20 protein-coding genes are annotated in these 18,893 nt (G+C 72.6%); 11 read left to right on the top strand and 9 right to left on the bottom strand.

Annotated elements, in window-relative coordinates; translation table 11 throughout:
* Window positions 1–38: 38 nt before the first annotated feature.
* Complete coding sequence (locus ACTVAJ_RS06600; RefSeq protein WP_470387168.1) at window positions 39–935, bottom strand: LysR family transcriptional regulator ArgP; 897 nt, start codon at window positions 933–935, stop codon at window positions 39–41.
* A 72-nt stretch (window positions 936–1,007) separates the two neighbouring features.
* On the opposite strand from ACTVAJ_RS06600, the gene ACTVAJ_RS06595 reads away from it, so the two are divergent.
* Together ACTVAJ_RS06595 and ACTVAJ_RS06590 are read left to right on the top strand one after the other, a co-directional pair.
* A complete protein-coding gene (locus ACTVAJ_RS06595; RefSeq protein ID WP_470387167.1) occupies window positions 1,008–1,631 on the top strand; it encodes a LysE/ArgO family amino acid transporter in 624 nt (207 codons plus the stop codon).
* Window positions 1,632–1,757: 126 nt separating this feature from the next.
* Window positions 1,758–2,210, top strand: coding sequence for a hypothetical protein (locus ACTVAJ_RS06590; RefSeq protein ID WP_470387166.1), 453 nt, complete (start codon window positions 1,758–1,760; stop codon window positions 2,208–2,210).
* Window positions 2,211–2,273: 63 nt separating this feature from the next.
* Here ACTVAJ_RS06590 and rpsN read toward each other — a convergent pair whose 3' ends face one another.
* From rpsN to ACTVAJ_RS06565, 5 genes are all read right to left on the bottom strand, one after another.
* Window positions 2,274–2,579 (bottom strand): 30S ribosomal protein S14, encoded by a 306-nt coding sequence (gene rpsN, locus ACTVAJ_RS06585; RefSeq protein WP_470387165.1) that lies wholly within the window; start codon window positions 2,577–2,579, stop codon window positions 2,274–2,276.
* A gap of 1 nt (window position 2,580) precedes the next feature.
* Window positions 2,581–2,817, bottom strand: coding sequence for a 50S ribosomal protein L28 (gene rpmB / locus ACTVAJ_RS06580; RefSeq protein WP_470387164.1), 237 nt, complete (start codon window positions 2,815–2,817; stop codon window positions 2,581–2,583).
* A gap of 44 nt (window positions 2,818–2,861) precedes the next feature.
* Complete coding sequence (gene rpsR / locus ACTVAJ_RS06575) at window positions 2,862–3,122, bottom strand: 30S ribosomal protein S18 (RefSeq protein WP_470387163.1); 261 nt, start codon at window positions 3,120–3,122, stop codon at window positions 2,862–2,864.
* A gap of 13 nt (window positions 3,123–3,135) precedes the next feature.
* Window positions 3,136–4,230 (bottom strand): CobW family GTP-binding protein, encoded by a 1,095-nt coding sequence (locus ACTVAJ_RS06570; RefSeq protein WP_470387286.1) that lies wholly within the window; start codon window positions 4,228–4,230, stop codon window positions 3,136–3,138.
* A 260-nt stretch (window positions 4,231–4,490) separates the two neighbouring features.
* A complete protein-coding gene (locus ACTVAJ_RS06565) occupies window positions 4,491–4,913 on the bottom strand; it encodes a CBS domain-containing protein (protein WP_470387162.1) in 423 nt (140 codons plus the stop codon).
* Between the two features lie 191 nt (window positions 4,914–5,104).
* Here ACTVAJ_RS06565 and ACTVAJ_RS06560 point away from each other — a divergent pair, with 191 nt between their 5' ends.
* From ACTVAJ_RS06560 to ACTVAJ_RS06530, 7 genes are all read left to right on the top strand, one after another.
* Window positions 5,105–6,160 carry a LacI family DNA-binding transcriptional regulator gene (locus tag ACTVAJ_RS06560; RefSeq protein ID WP_470387161.1) on the top strand — a complete coding sequence of 352 codons (1,056 nt, stop codon included), beginning with the start codon at window positions 5,105–5,107 and terminating at the stop codon, window positions 6,158–6,160.
* Between the two features lie 227 nt (window positions 6,161–6,387).
* Window positions 6,388–7,593, top strand: coding sequence for an MFS transporter (locus ACTVAJ_RS06555; RefSeq protein ID WP_470387160.1), 1,206 nt, complete (start codon window positions 6,388–6,390; stop codon window positions 7,591–7,593).
* An 80-nt stretch (window positions 7,594–7,673) separates the two neighbouring features.
* Window positions 7,674–8,045 (top strand): cyclophilin-like fold protein, encoded by a 372-nt coding sequence (locus tag ACTVAJ_RS06550; RefSeq protein WP_470387159.1) that lies wholly within the window; start codon window positions 7,674–7,676, stop codon window positions 8,043–8,045.
* A gap of 165 nt (window positions 8,046–8,210) precedes the next feature.
* Entirely contained in the window at window positions 8,211–8,999 is a 789-nt protein-coding gene (locus tag ACTVAJ_RS06545; RefSeq protein ID WP_470387158.1) for an SAM-dependent methyltransferase, read from the top strand.
* 306 nt (window positions 9,000–9,305) lie between these two features.
* Window positions 9,306–9,887, top strand: a complete 582-nt coding sequence (locus ACTVAJ_RS06540; protein ID WP_470387157.1) for a (2Fe-2S)-binding protein — start codon at window positions 9,306–9,308, stop codon at window positions 9,885–9,887.
* Entirely contained in the window at window positions 9,887–10,891 is a 1,005-nt protein-coding gene (locus ACTVAJ_RS06535; RefSeq protein ID WP_470387156.1) for an FAD binding domain-containing protein, read from the top strand. Before ACTVAJ_RS06540 ends, ACTVAJ_RS06535 begins: the two co-directional genes overlap by 1 nt.
* Window positions 10,888–13,131, top strand: a complete 2,244-nt coding sequence (locus ACTVAJ_RS06530) for a xanthine dehydrogenase family protein molybdopterin-binding subunit (protein WP_470387155.1) — start codon at window positions 10,888–10,890, stop codon at window positions 13,129–13,131. Before ACTVAJ_RS06535 ends, ACTVAJ_RS06530 begins: the two co-directional genes overlap by 4 nt.
* A gap of 124 nt (window positions 13,132–13,255) precedes the next feature.
* On the opposite strand, the gene ACTVAJ_RS06525 is transcribed toward ACTVAJ_RS06530, so the two are convergent.
* On the bottom strand, window positions 13,256–14,230 hold the full coding sequence (locus tag ACTVAJ_RS06525; protein WP_470387154.1) for an NADP-dependent oxidoreductase: 975 nt from the start codon (window positions 14,228–14,230) through the stop codon (window positions 13,256–13,258).
* 70 nt (window positions 14,231–14,300) lie between these two features.
* On the opposite strand from ACTVAJ_RS06525, the gene ACTVAJ_RS06520 reads away from it, so the two are divergent.
* Complete coding sequence (locus ACTVAJ_RS06520) at window positions 14,301–15,260, top strand: GlxA family transcriptional regulator (RefSeq protein WP_470387153.1); 960 nt, start codon at window positions 14,301–14,303, stop codon at window positions 15,258–15,260.
* Window positions 15,261–15,271: 11 nt separating this feature from the next.
* Here ACTVAJ_RS06520 and ACTVAJ_RS06515 read toward each other — a convergent pair whose 3' ends face one another.
* Window positions 15,272–16,648 (bottom strand): DUF2254 family protein, encoded by a 1,377-nt coding sequence (locus ACTVAJ_RS06515; protein WP_470387152.1) that lies wholly within the window; start codon window positions 16,646–16,648, stop codon window positions 15,272–15,274.
* A gap of 471 nt (window positions 16,649–17,119) precedes the next feature.
* Between ACTVAJ_RS06515 and ACTVAJ_RS06510 the strand changes: the two genes are divergently transcribed.
* Window positions 17,120–17,752, top strand: a complete 633-nt coding sequence (locus ACTVAJ_RS06510) for a LysE family translocator (protein ID WP_470387285.1) — start codon at window positions 17,120–17,122, stop codon at window positions 17,750–17,752.
* Window positions 17,753–17,806: 54 nt separating this feature from the next.
* Here ACTVAJ_RS06510 and ACTVAJ_RS06505 read toward each other — a convergent pair whose 3' ends face one another.
* Window positions 17,807–18,511 (bottom strand): response regulator transcription factor, encoded by a 705-nt coding sequence (locus ACTVAJ_RS06505; protein WP_470387151.1) that lies wholly within the window; start codon window positions 18,509–18,511, stop codon window positions 17,807–17,809.
* Window positions 18,512–18,893 lie beyond the last annotated feature (382 nt).

Here is an 18,893-nt window from a genome sequence, read left to right as displayed (position 1 = left end):
CCAGAGGGCCGCCGCGCCGACAACCCCGATCCTCGGCGCTACAGCGGATGCAGGTGGGCGGCGGCGGAGGCCCGTACCCCCTCCGACACCCGGTCCAGCAGCGGCGAGCGCAGGTTCCAGCGCTGCCAGTACAGCCGCACCTCCACCGGGCGGTCGGGGGCGAGCGCGACCAGCCGCCCCTCCCCGATCTCCGCCAGGCACTGCTGCTCGGGCACCACGCCCCACCCGAGCCCGAGCAGGATGGTTTTGGCGAAGTCCGTCGAGGCCGGGATGAAGTGGCACGGCGCCTCCGGTCCGCGTCCGGTCAGCTCACGCAGGAACTGCTCCTGGAGTTCGTCCTTGCGGTCGAAGTTGACCACCGGAGCGTGCGCGAGCCGTTCGGCGTCGACCGGGTCGCCCAGGTGCGCGGCGGCGAAACCCGGGGTGCACACGGCGTGGTAGCGCATGGTCCCCAGACCCTCGACCGCGCACCCCTGGACCGCCTCCGGGGTCGAGGTGACCGCGGCCATCACGGTCCCGGAGCGCAGCAGCGACGTGGTGTGCTCCTGGTCCTCCCGGTGGACGTCGAACACCGCGCCCAGGTCGGAGGGGAGTTCGGCGAGCGCCTCCAGGAACCAGGTGGAGAGGCTGTCGGCGTTGACCGCCAGCGGAACGCAGACCCGGCCGACCCCGTCCTGCCCGGCCTGGAGTTCGGCCAGCACGTCCCCGTCCAGGAGGACCACCTGCCGGGCGTAGCGCAGGACCACGTCGCCCGCCGACGTCGGCGCCACCGGGTTGGTGCGCCGCACCAGGACCTTGCCCGCGGCCTGCTCCATCGTCCGGATCCGCTGGGAGACCGCCGAGGCGGTCACGTGCAGGCGCCGGGCGGCGGCCTCGAAGGTCCCCTCGTCCACGAGCGTGGTGAGGGTGCGCAGGTGGTCGAACTGGAAGGGCATCAACAGCCTTTCTTAAGGGTTCTAAGAAAGTTTAGCTTTACTGCATACCCTGGGGGTCCTAACGTTCCGGACGTGAACGAATCCCTGCTCGCGGCGGTGCTCGGCCTGGGCACCGGGCTCGCCCTCATCGTGGCCATCGGCGCCCAGAACGCCTACGTCCTCCGGCTCGGCATCGACGGCCGCCCCCGCACGGTCCTGGCCGTGGTCCTGGTCTGCGCCCTGTCGGACGCCGTCCTCATCACCGCCGGGGTCCTCGGCGTCGGGGCCGTCGTCGAGGCGGTGCCGACGGCGCTCGTCGCGGTGCGCGTCCTCGGCGCCGGGTTCCTGGTGGTGTACGGCCTGCTCGCGGCGGTCCGGGTCGTGCGCCCCGGCGCGCTCGCCTCCGACGGCGGTCCGCGCTCCCTGCGGCTCGGCTCCGCGGTCGCCACCGCCCTCGCCATGACCTGGCTCAACCCGCACGTGTACCTCGACACGGTGGTCTTCCTCGGCTCCGTCGCCAACCAGCAGGACGGCGAGGCGCGCTGGTGGTGGGCGCGCGGCGCGGTGACCGCCAGCTTCCTGTGGTTCTTCGCCCTGGGCTTCGGCGCCCGGCTCCTGCGCCCGGTGTTCGCCCGGCCGGGCGCGTGGCGGATCCTGGACGGGGTGATCGCCGTCGTCATGCTCTCGCTCGGCGCCCGCCTGGCCCTCGGCGGCTGACACCGCCCGGGACGTGTCCCGGGGCGCGCCCTACGTCGGGAGGCGACCCGGGGGCCGCCCCCCGGCGTAGCGGGACGGGCTCCGGAGACGACGCGCCGGCCGCGGTCCCGTTCCTAGGGTGGACCCATGACCGACCAGAAGCGGGCCGCCCCCGGCCTGTCGTACCCCGTGCTCGTACTCCTGGCGCTGCTCGCGGTACCCCGCGTGGTCCTGCACGACCTGTCCGTCATCGCGCCGGGCACCCTCGCCAACGGGCTGCTCGTCTTCGTGCCCCCGCTGGTGTGGATCGCCGTGGTCCTGGTCCGGCGGGTGCCCCGCCCGTTCGCGACCCTCCTGGCCGTGGGGGCGGTCTACGGCGTGTTCCTCGCGCTCGGGCACCAGCTGCTGTGGAGCTGGTCCTTCGGCGACGACCAGCCCGCGCTCGGCGGCAACCTCGCGGACCTCGCCCCGGCGGCGCAGACCGTTGTCATCCGCGGATTCTCCGTGGTCAGCAGCCTGGTGACCGGTACGGCCGTGGGTGCGCTGTGCGGGCTGGCGGCCCTGGCCGCCCGGAGGCTCACGGGCACGCGGGCGGCCTGATCCGGTCCGGGACCCGGAGCCCGGGCCGGATCAGGCCCCGAAACGGGAGCGCGGGGTCCGTGCTCACCAACTGGACGTGGTCACACCGGGCAGCTCCCCCCGGTGGGCCGCCTCGCGGAACCGGATCCGCGACAGCCCGAACCTGCGCAGGTGCCCGCGCGGGCGGCCGTCCACCGAGTCCCGGTTGCGGACCCGCGTCGGACTGGCGTCGCGGGGCTGGCGCTGGAGCTCGCGTACGGCGGCCTCGCGCTCCGCCGGGCCCGACTCCGGGCTCCGGATGATCCGCTTGAGCTCGGCGCGCCGCTCGGCGTGGCGGGCCACGATCCGCCTGCGGTGCTCGTTCCGGGCGATCTTGCTCTTCTTGGCCATCTCAGATCCTCTCCCCGCGCGCCCGGATCCGGGCGACCACCCGTTCGATGCCCTGGGCGTCGATGACCCGCATGCCCCTGGCGCTGACCCGCAGTCGGACGTACCGGTTCTCGCTGGGCAGCCAGTACCGCTTGTTCTGGATGTTCGGGTCGAACCGGCGGCGGGTGCGCCGGTGCGAGTGCGAGACGGCGTTCCCGAAGCTCGGGGCACGGCCCGTCACCTGGCAGACACGTGACACGGTGGTTCCTCCTCGTTCGTTCGGTCGGGGCTCTCCGCGGCCGGTCAGGGTTTCCCGGACGCGGGGGTGTGGGGCGGGTACGGGAGCAGGGCCGTCTCGCGGGCGTTCCTCACCGCCGCGGTGACGAGCCGCTGCTGCCCGGCGGTCAGCCGCGTGACCCGGCGGCTGCTGATCCTGCCCTTCTCGGAGACGAACCCGCCCAGCAGTGCCACGTCCTTGTCGTCGACGTGGTCGGCGTCGCCGAGCGGGTCGGCGCATCTGCGGGACGGACCGCTTCCTCCCGTCCGTCGGGATCCGGAGCTCATGGGCGGTCCTCTCTCACAGGGCGTCGGCGAAGGGGTCGTTCCGGAGCGGCCGTCCGGTCTCCTCCTCGGTGACCAGGCACGAGTCGAGCAGCGCGACCAGGCCCTCGGCGTCCAGGTCGACCCCGGTGAAGGCCAGGTGCTGTCCGCGGTCCCCGACGACCGGGTCCCAGTCCAGCCGGGCGGCGGAGCGCCGGGCCTCGGAGACCAGCTCCATGGCGGCTCCGGGCAGGGCGTCCAGCCACGGGCCGCCGCTCTCCAGGACCAGGGCGTCGCTGTGGGCGTCCCAGACCAGGAGGGTGTCGGGTCGGCTGGCCAGCCAGATCCGCCCCCGGCTGCGCAGACCGGCCGAGACCAGCCGCTCCAGCGCCTCGTGCGTGCGCTCCGGGTGCAGCGGCCTCCTCCGGGACCAGGTCACGGTGCGCACCCGGCCGTCCGTGCGGGGGAAGTACCGCGCCCACGCGAGGTTGGTGCGGTTGGCCGCGGCCTCGGGGTCGAACCGGCCGCGTGCGAGGTCGGCCAGAGCCGCTCCGGGCGTGAGGAGGGCGGCGGCCGGGTTGAGCTGTTCCAGCAGCGAGCGCGCCTCGTCGCGGTATCTGTTCCCGTGCAGGGCGATCGCGGTGGGGTACTCGATCTGGCGCGCCAGGACCTCGGCGACGGTGCGGTCGTCCTCCACGGCGATGTCCAGGCCGCGGTCGCGCAGGTCGTCGTGGGTGGCCAGGTCGGGGAGCAGGCGGTCGGCGCTCACCGCGGTCAGGACGGCGGCCAGTTCCAGCTCGGGCCGGGCGGCGACGGTCTCGGCGACCGTCCGGGGTTCGACGACGTCCCAGGCCTCGACCACGCACAGGGTGTGCTCGCCCTCGGCGGCCAGCCGCAGCAGGAGCGGCACGAGGTCCTCGCGCAGGGTGCACGACGCGCACAGGTGGTCCAGTTCGACCGGGGCGCGGTCGAGGGGGCCCCAGCGGTCACGGATGACGCGGTGGACACGGCCCTCACCGATCCCCTCGAGGTCGTGGTGGACCGCCACCGACCTCGGCACCGCGGCGAGCAGCGCGTCCACCGTCCGCCCGCGCTCGGCGCGGTGCAGGCCGGTGGCCACGACCACGCGCATGGGGCTTGTCGGCTCCATCGGGCGACCTCCGTTCTCTGGATGGAAATGATAATCATTATCGTAACCCATCCAGGACGGAGCCTCGGCCGGCGGGCTGTACGGACGGGGGAGGGGCGGATCGGACGGGGAGGGACGCCCGTGCGGGACCGCCACGCCCCGGGCCGTCCCCCGTGGGCGGTCCGGTCGGACGTGGCGGCCGTCTCACCGTCCGGGGGCGTCCGGTCCCCGGACGGGCCGGGACGCGTCCCGGCGGTGGGAGTTCAGCGGTTAGCCTGGGCCGAGCTGATGTCGGCCAGCGCGGAGTGCTCGTCGACGGCCTGGGCCAGGTCGCCGATCGAGATGATCCCCACGAGGTCGTCCTCGTCCACGACGGGCAGGCGGCGCACCGCCTTGGACCGCATCATGGCCACGGCCTCCGACACGCGGCACTGCGGCGGCACCGTCGCCACGTGCGCGGAACAGGTGGCGCCCGCGGTCATGGAGTCGGGGTCGCCCCCGGCGGCCAGGCAGCGCACCACGATGTCGCGGTCGGTGAGGATGCCCATGAGCGAGCCGTCCTCCCGGGTCACGACCACGTCGCCGACGTTCTCGTCCCGCATGATCCGGGACACGGACCGCAGGGACGTGTCCGGTGCGACCGTGCGCGCGGGGCTGGTCATCAGTTCGGAGATGGTCCTCGCCATGATCCCTCTCCTTTCGTCCGGTAGGTGTCCCGCACTGGACCCCTAGCCGATCCCGGGTGGGCCAAACCTGCCGGAGACCGCCCGTCGGCGCAGGTCGGGTCGGTGCCGAGGCCGGTTCCCGCCGTTGTCGGGGGGAGGGGCCGTTGCCACTACCATCGGCAGCACCGAGGCGCCGGGAGGTGGGGGACGGGATGCCGGAGACCGGGAACACGGGCGGATCGCGGCCGGGGGCGCCCCCCGCGCGGCGGCCCACGATGGCCGACGTCGCGGCCCGTGTCGGTGTGTCCCGGCAACTGGTCTCCCTGGTGATGGGCGACCGCCCCGGGCCGAGCGCGGCGACGCGGCAGCGGGTCCTGCGGGCCGCCGAGGAGATGGGGTACTGCGCGGACAGGGCGGCCAGACTCCTGCGCCGGGCCCGCAGCCGTCAGGTCGGGGTGCTGTTCACCATGGAGCACCCGCTCGACGTCCATCTCGTCGAGGCCGTCTACCCGGCCGCCGCCGCGCTGGAGTACGGCGTCGTGCTCAGCGCCCTGCTGCCCACCCGGGGCGAGCGCGAGTCCGTCGACGACCTGGTGGGTCTGCGCTGCGAGGCGCTCATCCTCATCGGGCTCTCCACCGCGGCCCCCGCGTACCTGGCCACGACCGCGGCGCAGGTCCCCGTGGTGGAGATCGGCCAACGTACGGGGGTGGAGGGTACCGACAGCGTCCGGACCGCGGACGCCGACGGAGCGCGCCGGGCGGTGGACCACCTGGTCTCGCTGGGGCACCGCGCCGTCACGCACGTCGACGGCGGGGACCTGCCGGGTGCCCCCGAACGCAGGCGGGGTTACACCGAGGCGATGCGCGCGCACGGCCTCGGGGCGTGGGTCGACGTCGTCGCGGGCGACTACTCCGAGGAGTCCGGTGCCCGGGCGGCCCGCCAGCTCCTGGCGCGCGAGCGCCTGCCGACCGCCGTGGTCGCGAGCAACGACCGCTGCGCGCTCGGCCTGCTGGAGACGCTCGTACGCGCGGGCGTCCACGCGCCCAGGGACGTGTCCGTGGTCGGTTACGACGACAGCCGGACCGCCCGCCTGTCCTTCGTCGACCTCACCTCCGTCCGGCAGGACGCGGCACTGATGGCCCGGATCGCGGTGGGGTGCGCGGCCGAGCGGTTGGACGAGGGGCGCACGGGCGGCAGGCACGTCGTCCTGGAGCCCTCCCTCAGTGTCCGGGGAAGCACCGGACCGCCCCGACCGGGCGCTCTCTGATCGGTGCCCGTCGCCGGAGGCGACCCCGCTCGGGCGGGGCCGTGCCCTCCTCCGCGGCGCCGCGAGGCAGATCACACGTCCGGGCGGTTGGGTTCGGTCCCGCGGAGCTGCGACCCTGGATTTAGCACGTGCCAAATCGTCGGTTCCTCCGACCTGTCCGCGTCCGCACCCCCGGGTCGCGACCCGCACGCACACCCCGCGTCCACCCTCGTGAAAGGGGCACACCCATGCCTCTGGCCCTGCTCGCCCTCGCCGTCGGGGCGTTCGCCATCGGTACCACCGAGTTCGTGATCATGGGTCTGCTGCCCGAGGTCGCCGCGGACCTGGACGTCCCGGTCGCGACCGCCGGATACCTGATCTCCGCCTACGCCGGGGGAGTGGTGGTCGGCGCGCCGCTGCTCACGGCGTTGAGCACCCGCGTTCCGCGCAAGGCCGTCCTGTTGGTCTTCATGGGGCTCTTCCTGCTCGGCAACGTCGCGACCGTCGTGGCCCCCGGTTTCGGGACGGTGCTGGCCGCCCGGGTCCTGGCGGGCCTTCCGCACGGCGCCTTCTTCGGCGTGGGCGCGCTGGTCGCCGCGCACACGGCCCGCCCCGACCGCAGGGCGACCGCGGTGGCGCGCATGTTCCTCGGCCTGACCGTCGCGAACATCGTGGGCGTCCCCGTGGGGACCTTCCTGGGCCAGCTCCTCGGCTGGCGGGCGGCGTTCCTGGCCGTGGCCGCGGTCGCCGCGCTCGCCCTGGTCGGGATCGCCCTCTTCGTCCCCCGCATGCCGGCGTCGGCGTTCGGCGGGGGAGGGCTGCGCGACGAGCTGTCCGCGCTCGGCGGCCGACAGGTCCTCCTCGGGCTGACCACCGCCGTCTTCGGGTTCGCCGGGGTGTTCGCGGTCTACAGCTACATCTCGCCGATGATGACCGAGCTGGCCGGGATGGCGCCCGGCGGCGTCCCGTTCGTCCTCGCCCTCTTCGGTATCGGGATGACGCTCGGCTCGCTGGTCATCGGCCCGCTGGCCGACCGGGCACTGCGTCCGACGATCCATGGCTCCCTCATCTGCCTGGCGGTCGTGCTGGGCCTCTTCGCCTTCGCCGTGCACCACCCCTGGACCGCCGCGGTCGCCGTCCTGGCCCTCGGCGCGTCCGGGTCCGCCGTGGTGACGCCGCTCCAGGTGCTCGTGATGAACAAGGCCGCCGCCGCGCCCTCGCTGGCCTCGGCCTCCAACCACTCGGCCTTCAACCTCGCCAACGCCGGAGGCGCCTGGTTGGGCGGCGTGGGGATCAGCATGGGGCTGGGCTACGCGTCGCCCGCCGTGATCGGGGCGGCCCTGGCCCTCCTCGGCCTCGGTGTGGCGCTGCTCGCCGCCGCTCTGGACCGCTCCGGGCCCCGGGCGGACGTGCGTGCGGAGGAACCGGAGCCGAGGCTCCAGGCCACACAATGATTCCGAAATGCGGAATCTGATATCTGCATTATGGATACCCCGGTGTGAGCTCCGACATCGCCACCCGATACACAGGTCACATGAGGATCAGCATCTCCTGGGCCGGCGGCTCGGTGACCGCCACGCTCGACAGCACCCCGACCTCCGAAGCCCTCTGGGACGCCCTGCCGATCGAGTCGTCGGCCAACACCTGGGGCGAGGAGGTGTACTTCGCCGTCCCGGTGGAGGCCGGGCGCGAGGACGACGCGACCGACACCGTCGACCCCGGAACCGTCTGCTACTGGCTGGCCGGGGCCGCGCTCGCCCTGCCCTTCGGCCCCACGCCGATCTCGGTCGGACCGGAGAGCAGGCTCGCCAGCGCGGCCAACGTGCTCGGGCGGATCGACGGTGACCACCGCGCGCTCGCCGAGGTCGGCGACGGCGACACCGTCCGGGTCGAGCGCGCCGGGTGAGGAACCCCGCGCCGGTCCGGGGGCGACGTCGCACACGCCTTCCGGGCCGACGTGCGCCTTCGTCGGGAAGCCCTGCCGCGTAGGCGATCCGGCTTGCGCGGAGGGTTCCGGGGGCACGAGAATGCGGGGCCCGGAACACCACCGCGACCCCGTCGAGAGGCGCCCATGACCGACACTCCCCCCATCGACACGACCGTGGCCCACTCGGCGCGGGTGTGGAACTACTGGTTGGGCGGCAAGGACCACTACCCCGTCGACCGCGAACTCGGCGAGCAGATCGAGCAGGCCTTCCCCGAGATCGTCGAGATCGCCCGCGCCGAGCGTGCCTTCCTCGTCCGGGTCGTCACCCGCCTGGCGCGCGAGCACGGAATCCGGCAGTTCCTGGACATCGGCACCGGGCTGCCCACCGCGAACAACACGCACGAGGTGGCCCAGTCCGTCGCGCCGGACGCCCGGGTGGTCTACGTCGACAACGACCCCATGGTGCTGGCCCACGCGCGCGCCCTGCTCACCGGCGTCACGCCGGGGAGCACCCACTACATCGACGCCGACCTGCGCGACCCCGAGACGCTCCTGGGGCGGGTGGGCGAGCACCTGGACCTCGGGAGGCCGGTCGCGCTGACCTGTCTGGGCACCCTCGGCCACCAGCCGGTCGGGGAGCGCACCTACGAGATCGTGCGCGCCTACCTGGAGGCGCTCCCCTCCGGCAGCTTCTTCGCCATGTGCGACAGCACGGACACCGGCCAGGAGATCGTGGCGGCCACACAGGCGTGGAACGAGGGCGCGGCCATCCCCTACCACCTGCGCAGCGTCAGGGAGATCGAGGGCTTCTTCGAGGGGCTGGAACTCCTGGAGCCGGGCGTGTGCTCGATCCCGTTCTGGCGCCCGGATCCGGCCGAGGTCGGTGCGGCGCGCGAGATCGCCCAGTTCGGCGGGGTGGGGCGCAAGCCCTGACCGCTGTGTGGCCCCTCACCCAGACCTGTCCGCCGGAGCGGGCCAAGACCCCCTACCAGGACATGGGCGGGGCGCGCCACCGCGGCGCCCCCACGGTGTGACCGCACGGGGGCCCGCCCCGGCCGGGGCGGACCCCAGCGGATCTTTGCGTGATATTGGCTCCCCCCGGAGCCGGGGCACAGGCGCCCGACACATCGAGTTGAGAGCATCCTCAGGAGTCGGCCGTGGCATCACGGCGCCAGCGCGACCAGGGGGATCGCACATGATCACGCACGCATCCGCCCTCTCCGCGACGAGGGGGCTCCGATGAACCCGCGCACCAAACGCACCGGAACCGTCGCACCCGGTATTCCCGAGCAGGCGCGGGGCGTCCGTCCCGGCGGCGCCGAACTCGGACCGGAGGCGGCGGAGATCGAACTGACCGTCAACGGGACCGCGCACCGGATCCGCGTGGAACCCAGGGTGAGCCTGCTCGACGCCCTGCGCGAGCGCCTCGACGCCACCGGCACCAAGAAGGGCTGCAACCAGGGGGCCTGCGGTGCCTGTACCGTCTGGGTCGACGGCCGCCGCGTGGTCGCCTGCCTGACCCTGGCCGTCGCCTGCGAGGGGCACGAGGTCACCACCGTCGAGGGGCTGGCCGAGGGCGACCGGCTCCACCCGATGCAGCGGGCCTTCATCGACAACGACGCCTTCCAGTGCGGGTACTGCACACCCGGCCAGCTGATGTCGGCGGTCGCCCTCGTGGCGGAGGGGCACACCCGCGACGACGCGGAGATCGCCGAGTGGATGAGCGGCAACATCTGCCGCTGCGCCGCCTACCCCAACATCCGTTCCGCCGTCCGGCAGGTGCGCGACACCGCCGAGGGCACGGGGGAGGGCGGTCGCTGATGCGTTCCTTCGCCTACACACGGGTGTCCGACGTGGCCACCGCCATCGCCGAGGTCAGCGGTGACCCCGGCAGCGAGTTCCTCGCGGGCGGCACCACCCAGGTCGACATGCTCCGGATCCGCGTCGCGCGGCCCCGCCGCGTGGTCGACATCAACGACCTGCCCATCGCCGCGATCGAGGACCTGCCCGACGGCGGGCTGCGCCTCGGCGGCCTGGCCAGGATGAGCGACGTGGCCGCGCACCCCGCGGTGCGGGAGCGCTACCCGGTCATCGCCCAGGCCCTGGAGAAGGGCGCCTCCGCACAGTTGCGCAACATGGCCACCATGGGCGGCAACCTCATGCAGAAGGTGCGCTGCTCCTACTTCCGGAACGTGGACCAGGCGTGCAACAGGCGTGATCCCGGCAGCGGATGCGCTGCCATGAACGGGTTCAACCGCACCCACGCCGTCCTGGGGACCAGCGAACACTGCATCGCCACCCACCCGTCCGACGTCGCGGTGGCCCTGACCGCGCTCGACGCGGTCGTCCACCTCCAGGGCCCCGACGGCTCGCGGACCGTCGCCTTCGACGACTTCTTCCCACTGCCCGGGAACACGCCCGACCGCGAGCACCCGATCGCCCACGGGGAGCTGATCACCGCCATCGAGGTCCCCGCGAACCCGGCGGCCCGGGCCTCCCACTACCTGAAGGTGCGCGACCGGGAGTCCTACGAGTTCGCCCTCGCCTCGGCCGCCGCGATCCTGCGGATCGAGCGCGGGATCATCACCGAGGTCCGCATCGGCCTGGGCGGGGTCGCCACCAAGCCCTGGCGGGCACGGCACGCCGAGGCCCTCCTCACCGGGGCCCCGGCGCGAAGGGCCGCCTTCGAGGACGCGGCCTTCGCGGAACTGGCCGACGCCGTGCCCCGGAGCATGAACTCCTTCAAGATCACGCTCGCCCGGCGGGCCATGGTGCGGGCTCTGGACGCGGTGGCGTCGGGGCGCGGACAGGGAGGGAACGTATGAGCACCGGACCGCAGATCGGACGGTCCGTCGACCGGGTCGACGGCCATGCCAAGGTCACCGGAACCGCCCGCTACTCCGCCGAGCGGCACCCGCCGGGCACCACCCACGCGGTCCTGGTCGGCGCGCGGATCGCCAACGGGCGCGTCACCGGCGTCGACACCTCCGAGGCGATGGCCGTCGACGGAGTCCTGGCCGTGCTCACCCACCACAACCTGCCGCGTGTGGCGGTCGCGCCGCGGCCGATCGCCACACTGGCGGGTACCACCGCGCACGCCCAGAGCTTCTTCCCGATGCAGGACGACCGGGTGCACTACGCGGGCCAGCCCGTGGCGATGGTCGTCGCCGACACGCTGGAGCGGGCCGAGCACGCCGCCGAGCTGGTCGGGGTGGCCTACGCGCCGGAACCGGCGGTCACCACGATCGGGCAGGGGCGCCACGACTCCTACGAACCCGAGCGGGTCTTCGCCGACCTCGTCCCCGGGCGGGTCGGGCGCGGTGACGTGGAGGCGGGGCTGCGCGAGGCCGACGTGGTGATGGAGCGCACCTGCCACCTCGCGGCCAACCACCACAACCCGATCGAGACCCACGCCGCCACCGCGGTGTGGGAGGACGCCCGGCTGACCCTGTACGACACCACGCAGGGCCCCACGGCGACCCGGCTCAGCGTCGCCGAACTGCTGGGGATCCCGCCGTCGGACGTCAGGGTGGTCAGCGAGTCCGTGGGAGGGAGCTTCGGCTCCAAGGCGATGATCCACGCGCACCCGACCCTCGCGGCGATGGCCGCCCAGCACGTGCGGGCACCGGTCTCGCTGTCGCTGACCCGGGAGCAGATGTTCACCGGGGCCGGGCACCGGGAGGAGCAGGAGCACACCCTGACCCTGGGGGCGCGCGAGGACGGGACCCTGACCGCGATCCGCCACCACAAGCTCTCACCGACCTCGCCCTTCGACGACTGGGCCGAACCGTCGACCGGCCCGACCGCGCAGTTGTACGCCTGCCCCAACTACGAGGGCCTCTTCCGCCTGTTCAGGGCGAACACCATGACGCCGACGTTCATGCGCGCCCCCGGTGAGGGGTCGGGCGCCTTCGTCCTGGAGACGGCCATGGACGAACTCGCCTACGAGCTCGGCATCGACCCGATCGAACTGCGGCTGCGCAACCACGCCGACACCGACCCAGGCACGGGCAATCCGTGGTCGAGCAAGGGCCTGCGGGAGTGCTACGAACGCGGGGCGGAGCTGTTCGGCTGGAGTCTGCGCGACCCGATCCCGCGTTCGCGCCGGGACGGGAACTGGCTCGTGGGCACGGGTATGGCCAGCGCCATCTACCCCGTGTACACGCCGGTCAGCCCGCAGCGCGCCCGCGCGCGCGTGTACGCCGACGGCCGGGCGGTCATCGAGACCGGCTCCTCCGACTTCGGCACGGGGGTGGGCACGATCATGGCCCAGGTCGCCGCGCAGGCCCTGGGGATGGCGACCGAGGCGGTCGCCGTCCACTACGGGGACACCGACCTGCCCAACACCGTGGCCGCCGTCGGTTCCGCCGGTTCCGGCGCGGTCAGCTCCGCGGTGCACACCGCCGCGGCGGCGCTGCGGGAACGGTTGGTCGGGCAGGCCCTCGCCGATCCGGAGTCCCCGCTGCACGGGGCCGACCCCGCCGGGGTCGCGGTGGCCGGGGGGCGCATGTACCTGCGCGACGATCCGGACACCGGTGAGACCTACTCCGACCTGTTGCGGCGCCACATGACGTTCGACGCCGACGCGCTCGGCGAGTGGGAGCCGCCAGGTCAGGACACCGGCTACGGCATGGCCGTCTTCGGCGCCCAGTTCGCCGAGGTGGGGGTGGACCCGGACCTCGGCCTGGTGCGGGTGCGCCGCCTGACGGGGGTGTTCGCCCCCGGCCGGGTGCTCAACCGCAGGACCGCGCGGAGCCAGTTGATGGGCGGCATGCTCTGGGGCCTGGGGCAGGCACTTCTGGAGGCCACCCACATGGAGCCCGAGCAGGGGCGGTGGGCCAACGCGAGCCTGGCCGAGTACCTGCTGCCGGTGAACGCCGACGCACCGGACGTCGAGGTGGAGATGATCGAGGTCGAGGACCGGATCGTCAACCCGCTCGGGGTCAAGGGGGTCGGCGAGGTGGGCCAGGTGGGGGTCGCCCCGGCGATCGCCAACGCGGTGTTCCACGCGACCGGCCGCCGGTTCCACGACCTGCCGATCACCATCGAGGCGGTGCTGGCCTAGCGCCGGTCTCCTGGAGCGGTCGCCCGAGGGTGTCTGTCGTGCGGGCGCCCGAACACGGTCCGAAGGCCGGCCGGGGGCGGCACCACGCGCCCCCGGCCCCGGCCGCCGTCACGGTCCTGCGGGGTCAGCCCTTCCCGACCACGAGGACGAGCTTGCCCGTCACGCGTCCGGTCTCACCGGCCTCGTGCGCCTTGGCCGCCTCGGCGAGCGGGAAGGAGGCCTCGACGTGGGCCCGCAGGGCGCCCTTGTCCACCAGGTCCGCGATCGCGCTCATCCCGGCGTGGTCGGCCTCGACCAGGAGGGTCTCGACCCGCACACCCAGCCGCGCGGCCTTCTGCGCCTCCTCCGGTGACCCGCCCGGAAGGATCGACACGAGGGTCCCGCCGGGCCGCAGCACGTCCAGGGAGCGGGCCCGGGTGTCTCCGGACAGCGGGTCCAGGACCACGTCGACGTCGCCGGTCGCCTCCGTGAAGTCGACGGACCGGTAGTCGATCACCTCGTCGGCCCCGATCTCCCGCAGGAAGTCGTGCTTGGGGGCGCTCGCGGTGCCGATGACGTGGGCGCCGCGAGCCTTGGCGATCTGCACCGCGAGGTGGCCGACGCCTCCGGCCGCCGCGTGGACCAGCACCCGCTGCCCGGAGGTGACCCCGGCGGTGTCGACGAGCGCCTGGTGGGCGGTGAGGGCCGCGAGAGGCAGGGCCGCCGCCTGTACGTGGTCGATCCCGGCGGGCTTGTGGACGAAGGCGCGGGCGGGGCCGGTCACGTACTCCGCGTGGGAGCCGACCCCGTGCGGGTAGGGCAGCATGCCGAAGACCTCGTCACCCGGCTTGAACAGGGTGACGCCGAAGCCGACCTCCTCGACCACGCCGGAGACGTCCCACCCCAGGACGAGCGGGAGCCGGTTCAGGAACAGGCCGTTCGCGCGGTGCTTCCAGTCGGTGGGGTTGACACCGGCGGCGCGGACGGAGATCAGGATCTGGCTGGGACCAGGGGAGGGCCGCGGGATCCGGACCTCGGTGAGGACGTCCGGGGAACCGTGGGCGTCCTGGCTGATCGCCCGCATGGTCGGTGCGTCGGGAGCGGTGTCGTTCGTCGTCATAGGCCCATCCTGGACGCTGCCGACCGGCGGACGCCATGGCATGATTGCCATCTTTGGATATGATCCTGCCATGACCGGAATCCATCGTGTCGCCGTTCTGGCCCTGGAGGGCGTCTACCCGTTCGAACTGGGGATCCCCAGCCGTGTCCTCGGCGCCGCCCCCGGCCGGTACGAGGTCTCGACCTGCTCGGTCGACGGCCGTCCGGTGCGCGGTAACGCCGACTTCTCGATCGCCGTCGAGCACGGGGCGCAGATCCTGGCCTCGGCCGACACCGTGGTGATCCCGTCGGTCGACATGGCCCACGTCACCCGGGAACCCGCCCCGGCGGTCAGGGAGGCGCTGGAGACGGTGGTGCCCGGCACGCGTCTCGTCTCGCTCTGCACCGGTGCGTTCGTCCTGGCGGGCGCGGGCCTGCTCGACGGTCGGCCGGCCACCACCCACTGGCGGCTCGCCGACGTGTTCCGCGCCTGGTACCCGGCGGTGGACCTGGACGCGGACGTGTTGTTCGTCGACGACGGCGACGTGCTGACCTCGGCGGGCGCCGCCGCGGGGATCGACCTGTGCCTGCACCTGGTGCGCCGGGACCACGGCAGCGAGGTCGCCAACAACGCCGCGCGCACCTGCGTGGTCCCGCCGTGGCGGGACGGCGGCCAGGCCCAGTACATCGAGCAGCCGGTGCCCGAGGACCCGCGCCACGGCACGGCCGCCACCCGGCAGTGGGCGTTGGAGCGCCTCCACGAGCCGCTCACCCTGGCGGAGCTGGCCGACCACGCCCGCATGAGCCTGCGGACGTTCGTCCGCCGCTTCAACGAGGAGGTGGGGGTGAGCCCGGGGCGCTGGCTGATCCAGCAGCGCGTCCTGCGTGCCCGGCACCTGCTGGAGTCCACCGATCTGCCGGTGGACGAGATCGCCGGACTGGTCGGCTTCGCCACGGGGACCTCGCTCCGCCAGCACCTGCGCGCCGCGATCGGCGTGACGCCGCTCGCCTACCGTCGCACGTTCCGGGGCGCGCTGGCCGACGCCTCCTGAACCCGCCCCGGTCAGCTCGTCCGCTCGGGGGGTACCCCGCGTTCCGTGCCCAGGCCCTGCGGGTCGGCGGCGGCGGACAGCCGCCGGTCCAGCGGGTCGGTCCACCACCGGCCGACGCCGCGCTCCAGCGCGTCGAGCCGCTCCCGCAGGGGCGGATGCTGTTCGGGCGGGCACTGGGCGAGCAGCGAGGTGTACAGCGCGCGCAGGCGTCGTTGGATCTGCACGGAGGACGTGCCGAACTGCCGGATCTCGTCGGTTCCCGCCGCGACGTAGTCCTCCCAGCCGCGGGACCAGGCTTGGACGATGGTGGCGTCGGGGTCGTCCACGAGCGCGGCCTGCTCCGCCGCGATCCGGGGGGACAGCCTCGCCAGGATGTCCTCGATCTGGTCGAGCGCCTGGACCGCCCGGGTCGGGTCGTTGACCGCTGGGGACAGGGCCTTGAGCGCGATGTCGGCCATCGACCTGACCGCGCCGAAGGGCCCGCTGTGCGGGGAGTAGGTGTCGCCGAACGCCAGAGTTCCGAGCAGCCGGGCGGTCTGGGCCGACGACGCGGGCGCGCTCGTCCTGAACAGGATCCCGCCGTACTGCACGGCCGTGCCGGCCATGGGGACGAGCTCGATCCGCATGTCCCAGCGGACCTCGAGGTCGAGGAGCCGCCGGGTGTGCACCGCCAACAGGGTGTCCCCGTGCCTGACCGCCCTCGTCCTGCGGATGACGTGCCCCTCCGGCAGGTGCCGTCTGGACACGGTCCCCGCCTCGGTGTGGAACGGGGCGGGGTCGAACCCCATCCCCCGGTATCCGTCCGCCGCCAGGCGACGGAGGAGGATCGCGGGGCTCAGCTGCTGGCAGACCCGGACGACGACGGCGATGAACATGGTCCCGCACCCGATCGTGGCCAGCACGGCGACGGAGGTGGCCACCCACGGTTTGCGGTCGTGCTCTCCCATGGCGATGCCCACGGCGACGATCAGGGAGTAGATGAACGTCCCGACGAACAGCCCCAGCCCCCACCGGATGACGGTGTCCTGCCTGAACACCGGGACGATGCGGACCGACAGCGAGGTGGTGCTGAAGCTCATCGCGGCGGTCAGCGCGGTGAAGACGAGGCCGGACAGCGTCATCATCGCGCCGGAGATCGTGCCCAGGATGCCCGCGACGGTCCCCGTGTCGACGTCGGGGTAGTGGCGGAACAACCGGGCCATCGCACGGTCGAGCGACGGGACGACGAGGCCGACCGCGATCGCGGCCAGGAACAGGCGGAAGGGCACCCCCCACATCGACCTCCCCCGCAGGTGGGACCGCAGGCGGGCCCACGCGCGGCGTTCGGCCCAGCCCTCAGGGCGGCGCCCTGCCCGGCGCCGGTAGGCAGGGGTGTCGGGACCGCTCACGGCGTGCTCCGGGTCCTTCCGGTCATCGGTCCGTCCCGTCCGCGGACGGGGTTGTCCTTCGTCGGCGGTTGGTCGCTCCGGGCGCCGTGGCCGGCGAAACCCACACGGACGTTCATCTCGGGCATGTAGCCGGCCGCGCTCGGGGTCGTCTCGTCCGGCATGGGCCCTTCGCCGCTCGGTCCCTTCGACCATAGCGGACCCGCGGAGACCGGACGGGGAGGACAACGGTGCGTCCGTTGAGGTCGCCTTGGCGGACCGGCGCGTCCGCCGGCCGTGGGAATACCGGGAGCGTGGAATCGCTGCGCTGCGGTTTGTTGGGGTGTGTGGAGAATGTGCCGTTCATGTGGGACGGCGGGCGCCTTCCTTCGCGGCGTTACGCCGGGGAGACGGACCCGTCTTCGGCGGCCGGACGCCCGGGTCGCTCCACAAAGGAAAACATCCCGGTACGGAAGGCGGTAGTCTGCGGGCGTGATGGAATGGGAACGCTTCGCCGCATTCGTGATCGTCGTGGCCGCGCTGATCGTCGTGCCCGGCCCCAGCGTGATTTTCGTGGTCAGCCGAGGAGTCGCGCTCGGTCGGCGTGCGGCCGCGATGACCGCGGTCGGAAACGAGGCGGGTCTGCTCGTCCAGGTCGTGGCGGTGGCGTTCGGGCTCGGGAGTATCGTCGAACGCTCCGTCGTCGTCTTCACTCTGCTGAAAATCGCCGGTGCTCTGTATCTCGTGTACCTGGGCGTCCAGACGTGGCGCCATCGCAAGGACCTGGTGGTGACCGAGGAGGACCCCTCTCCGTCCGGAAACTCCCTGAGGATCCTGCGTCAGGGCTTCATCGTCGGGGCCAGCAATCCCAAGGGAATTCTGATCTTCACCGCGGTACTTCCGCAGTTCGTGGACTATTCGGTGGGCCAGATTCCCGCGCAGATGCTCGTGCTCGGGACGATCTGCGTGTCCATCGCACTCGTCTCGGACGTCACCTGGGGTCTGCTCGCCGGGACCGCGCGCAACTGGCTCGCGAGATCCCCCCGCCGACTTTCGGCCATCGGTGGGGTTTCCGGCGTGACCATGGTCGGACTGGGGGTCCACCTGGCGCTCAGCGGTCAGAACTGAACCCGCGGAGTCCGGGCGCGTGGCTCGCCGGGGGCACGCGCGGCGCCCGTGGCGTCAGTTCGACACGTGCATCGTGGGGATGCCCCACTCGTAGGCGACGGCCACCGCGCTGGCGCGGTTGCGGAGACCGAGTTTGGTCAGCATGTTCTGCACGTGGGTCTTGATCGTGCTCTCGCTCAGCACGAGTTCGCCGGCGATCTCCGAGTTCTTGAGCCCACGCGCGATCAGCGCGAGGACCTGGCGTTCGCGGAGGGTGAGGAGGTCCAACGAGCTCCGCTGGTGGACGGGGCCCGCGGGTGAGCGCGCCCCCGGCGCGCTGACGGCGTATCCGCTCGCCACGATCCTCAGAGCGGACACGATGACCTGCGGGGACTCGCGGGTGAGCACGACGCCTCCGACACCGGTCCGCTCCACCTCGAGGCGGGCGGAGTCGTAGATGTCGTTCGCGAGGAGGAGCACGCGACGGGTACGGGGTTCGCGGATCCGCGCCACCCGCTGGATCAGGCGCGGGACGTCGACCGGGCAGTTGCGTGAGTTGATGACCACCACGTCCACGGAGGAGTCCAGGCAGAACCCGAGGGCTGTCTCCTCGTCGCTCGTGTATCCGACGAGCTCGATATCCGGGTGGTTCTCCAGAATGGAGATTATTCCGACGTGCACGAGGGTGGAGTCGTCGATGAGGAAGATCCTGAGATTCTCGTTCTCTTCGGTGCTGCCACCGGGCCGTGATTTCAGTTGTGTGAAATCCGCTGCGTCCACGTGGTGAGTTCTCCCCTGCCGAGGTCCGTGTGCTGATGGCTTGAGCGGTGTTTTCATTCTCGGTCGTGTCGTCCTCGGCTTGCAAGGACTTTGGTTTGAAAACTCACATTCCTCGCATATGTTACAAATCATCATATATATTCCATGAGTATGGCTGGCACCAGGGAAATCATCCGTAACACGGCATCCGAGTATGCCGCATCTTTGTGACCTGGGGTGACCGAGGATCCGCGGTCGTCTTTCCGAGGCGTGTCGCGGAATCGGGGAACGGGGGATCCGTTCTGGCGCGGCGAGAAACCCGCTGAACAGGATGAACGGCGGCCGGAGTCCGCTCCCCGTGATTTTCCTCTCGTTCGCTCGTCATTTCTGCCTAGTCCCTTTG

Source organism: Nocardiopsis sp. KDC1DS13DA1, from assembly GCF_055632325.1.
This window is presented reverse-complemented; position numbering and strand designations above follow the sequence as displayed.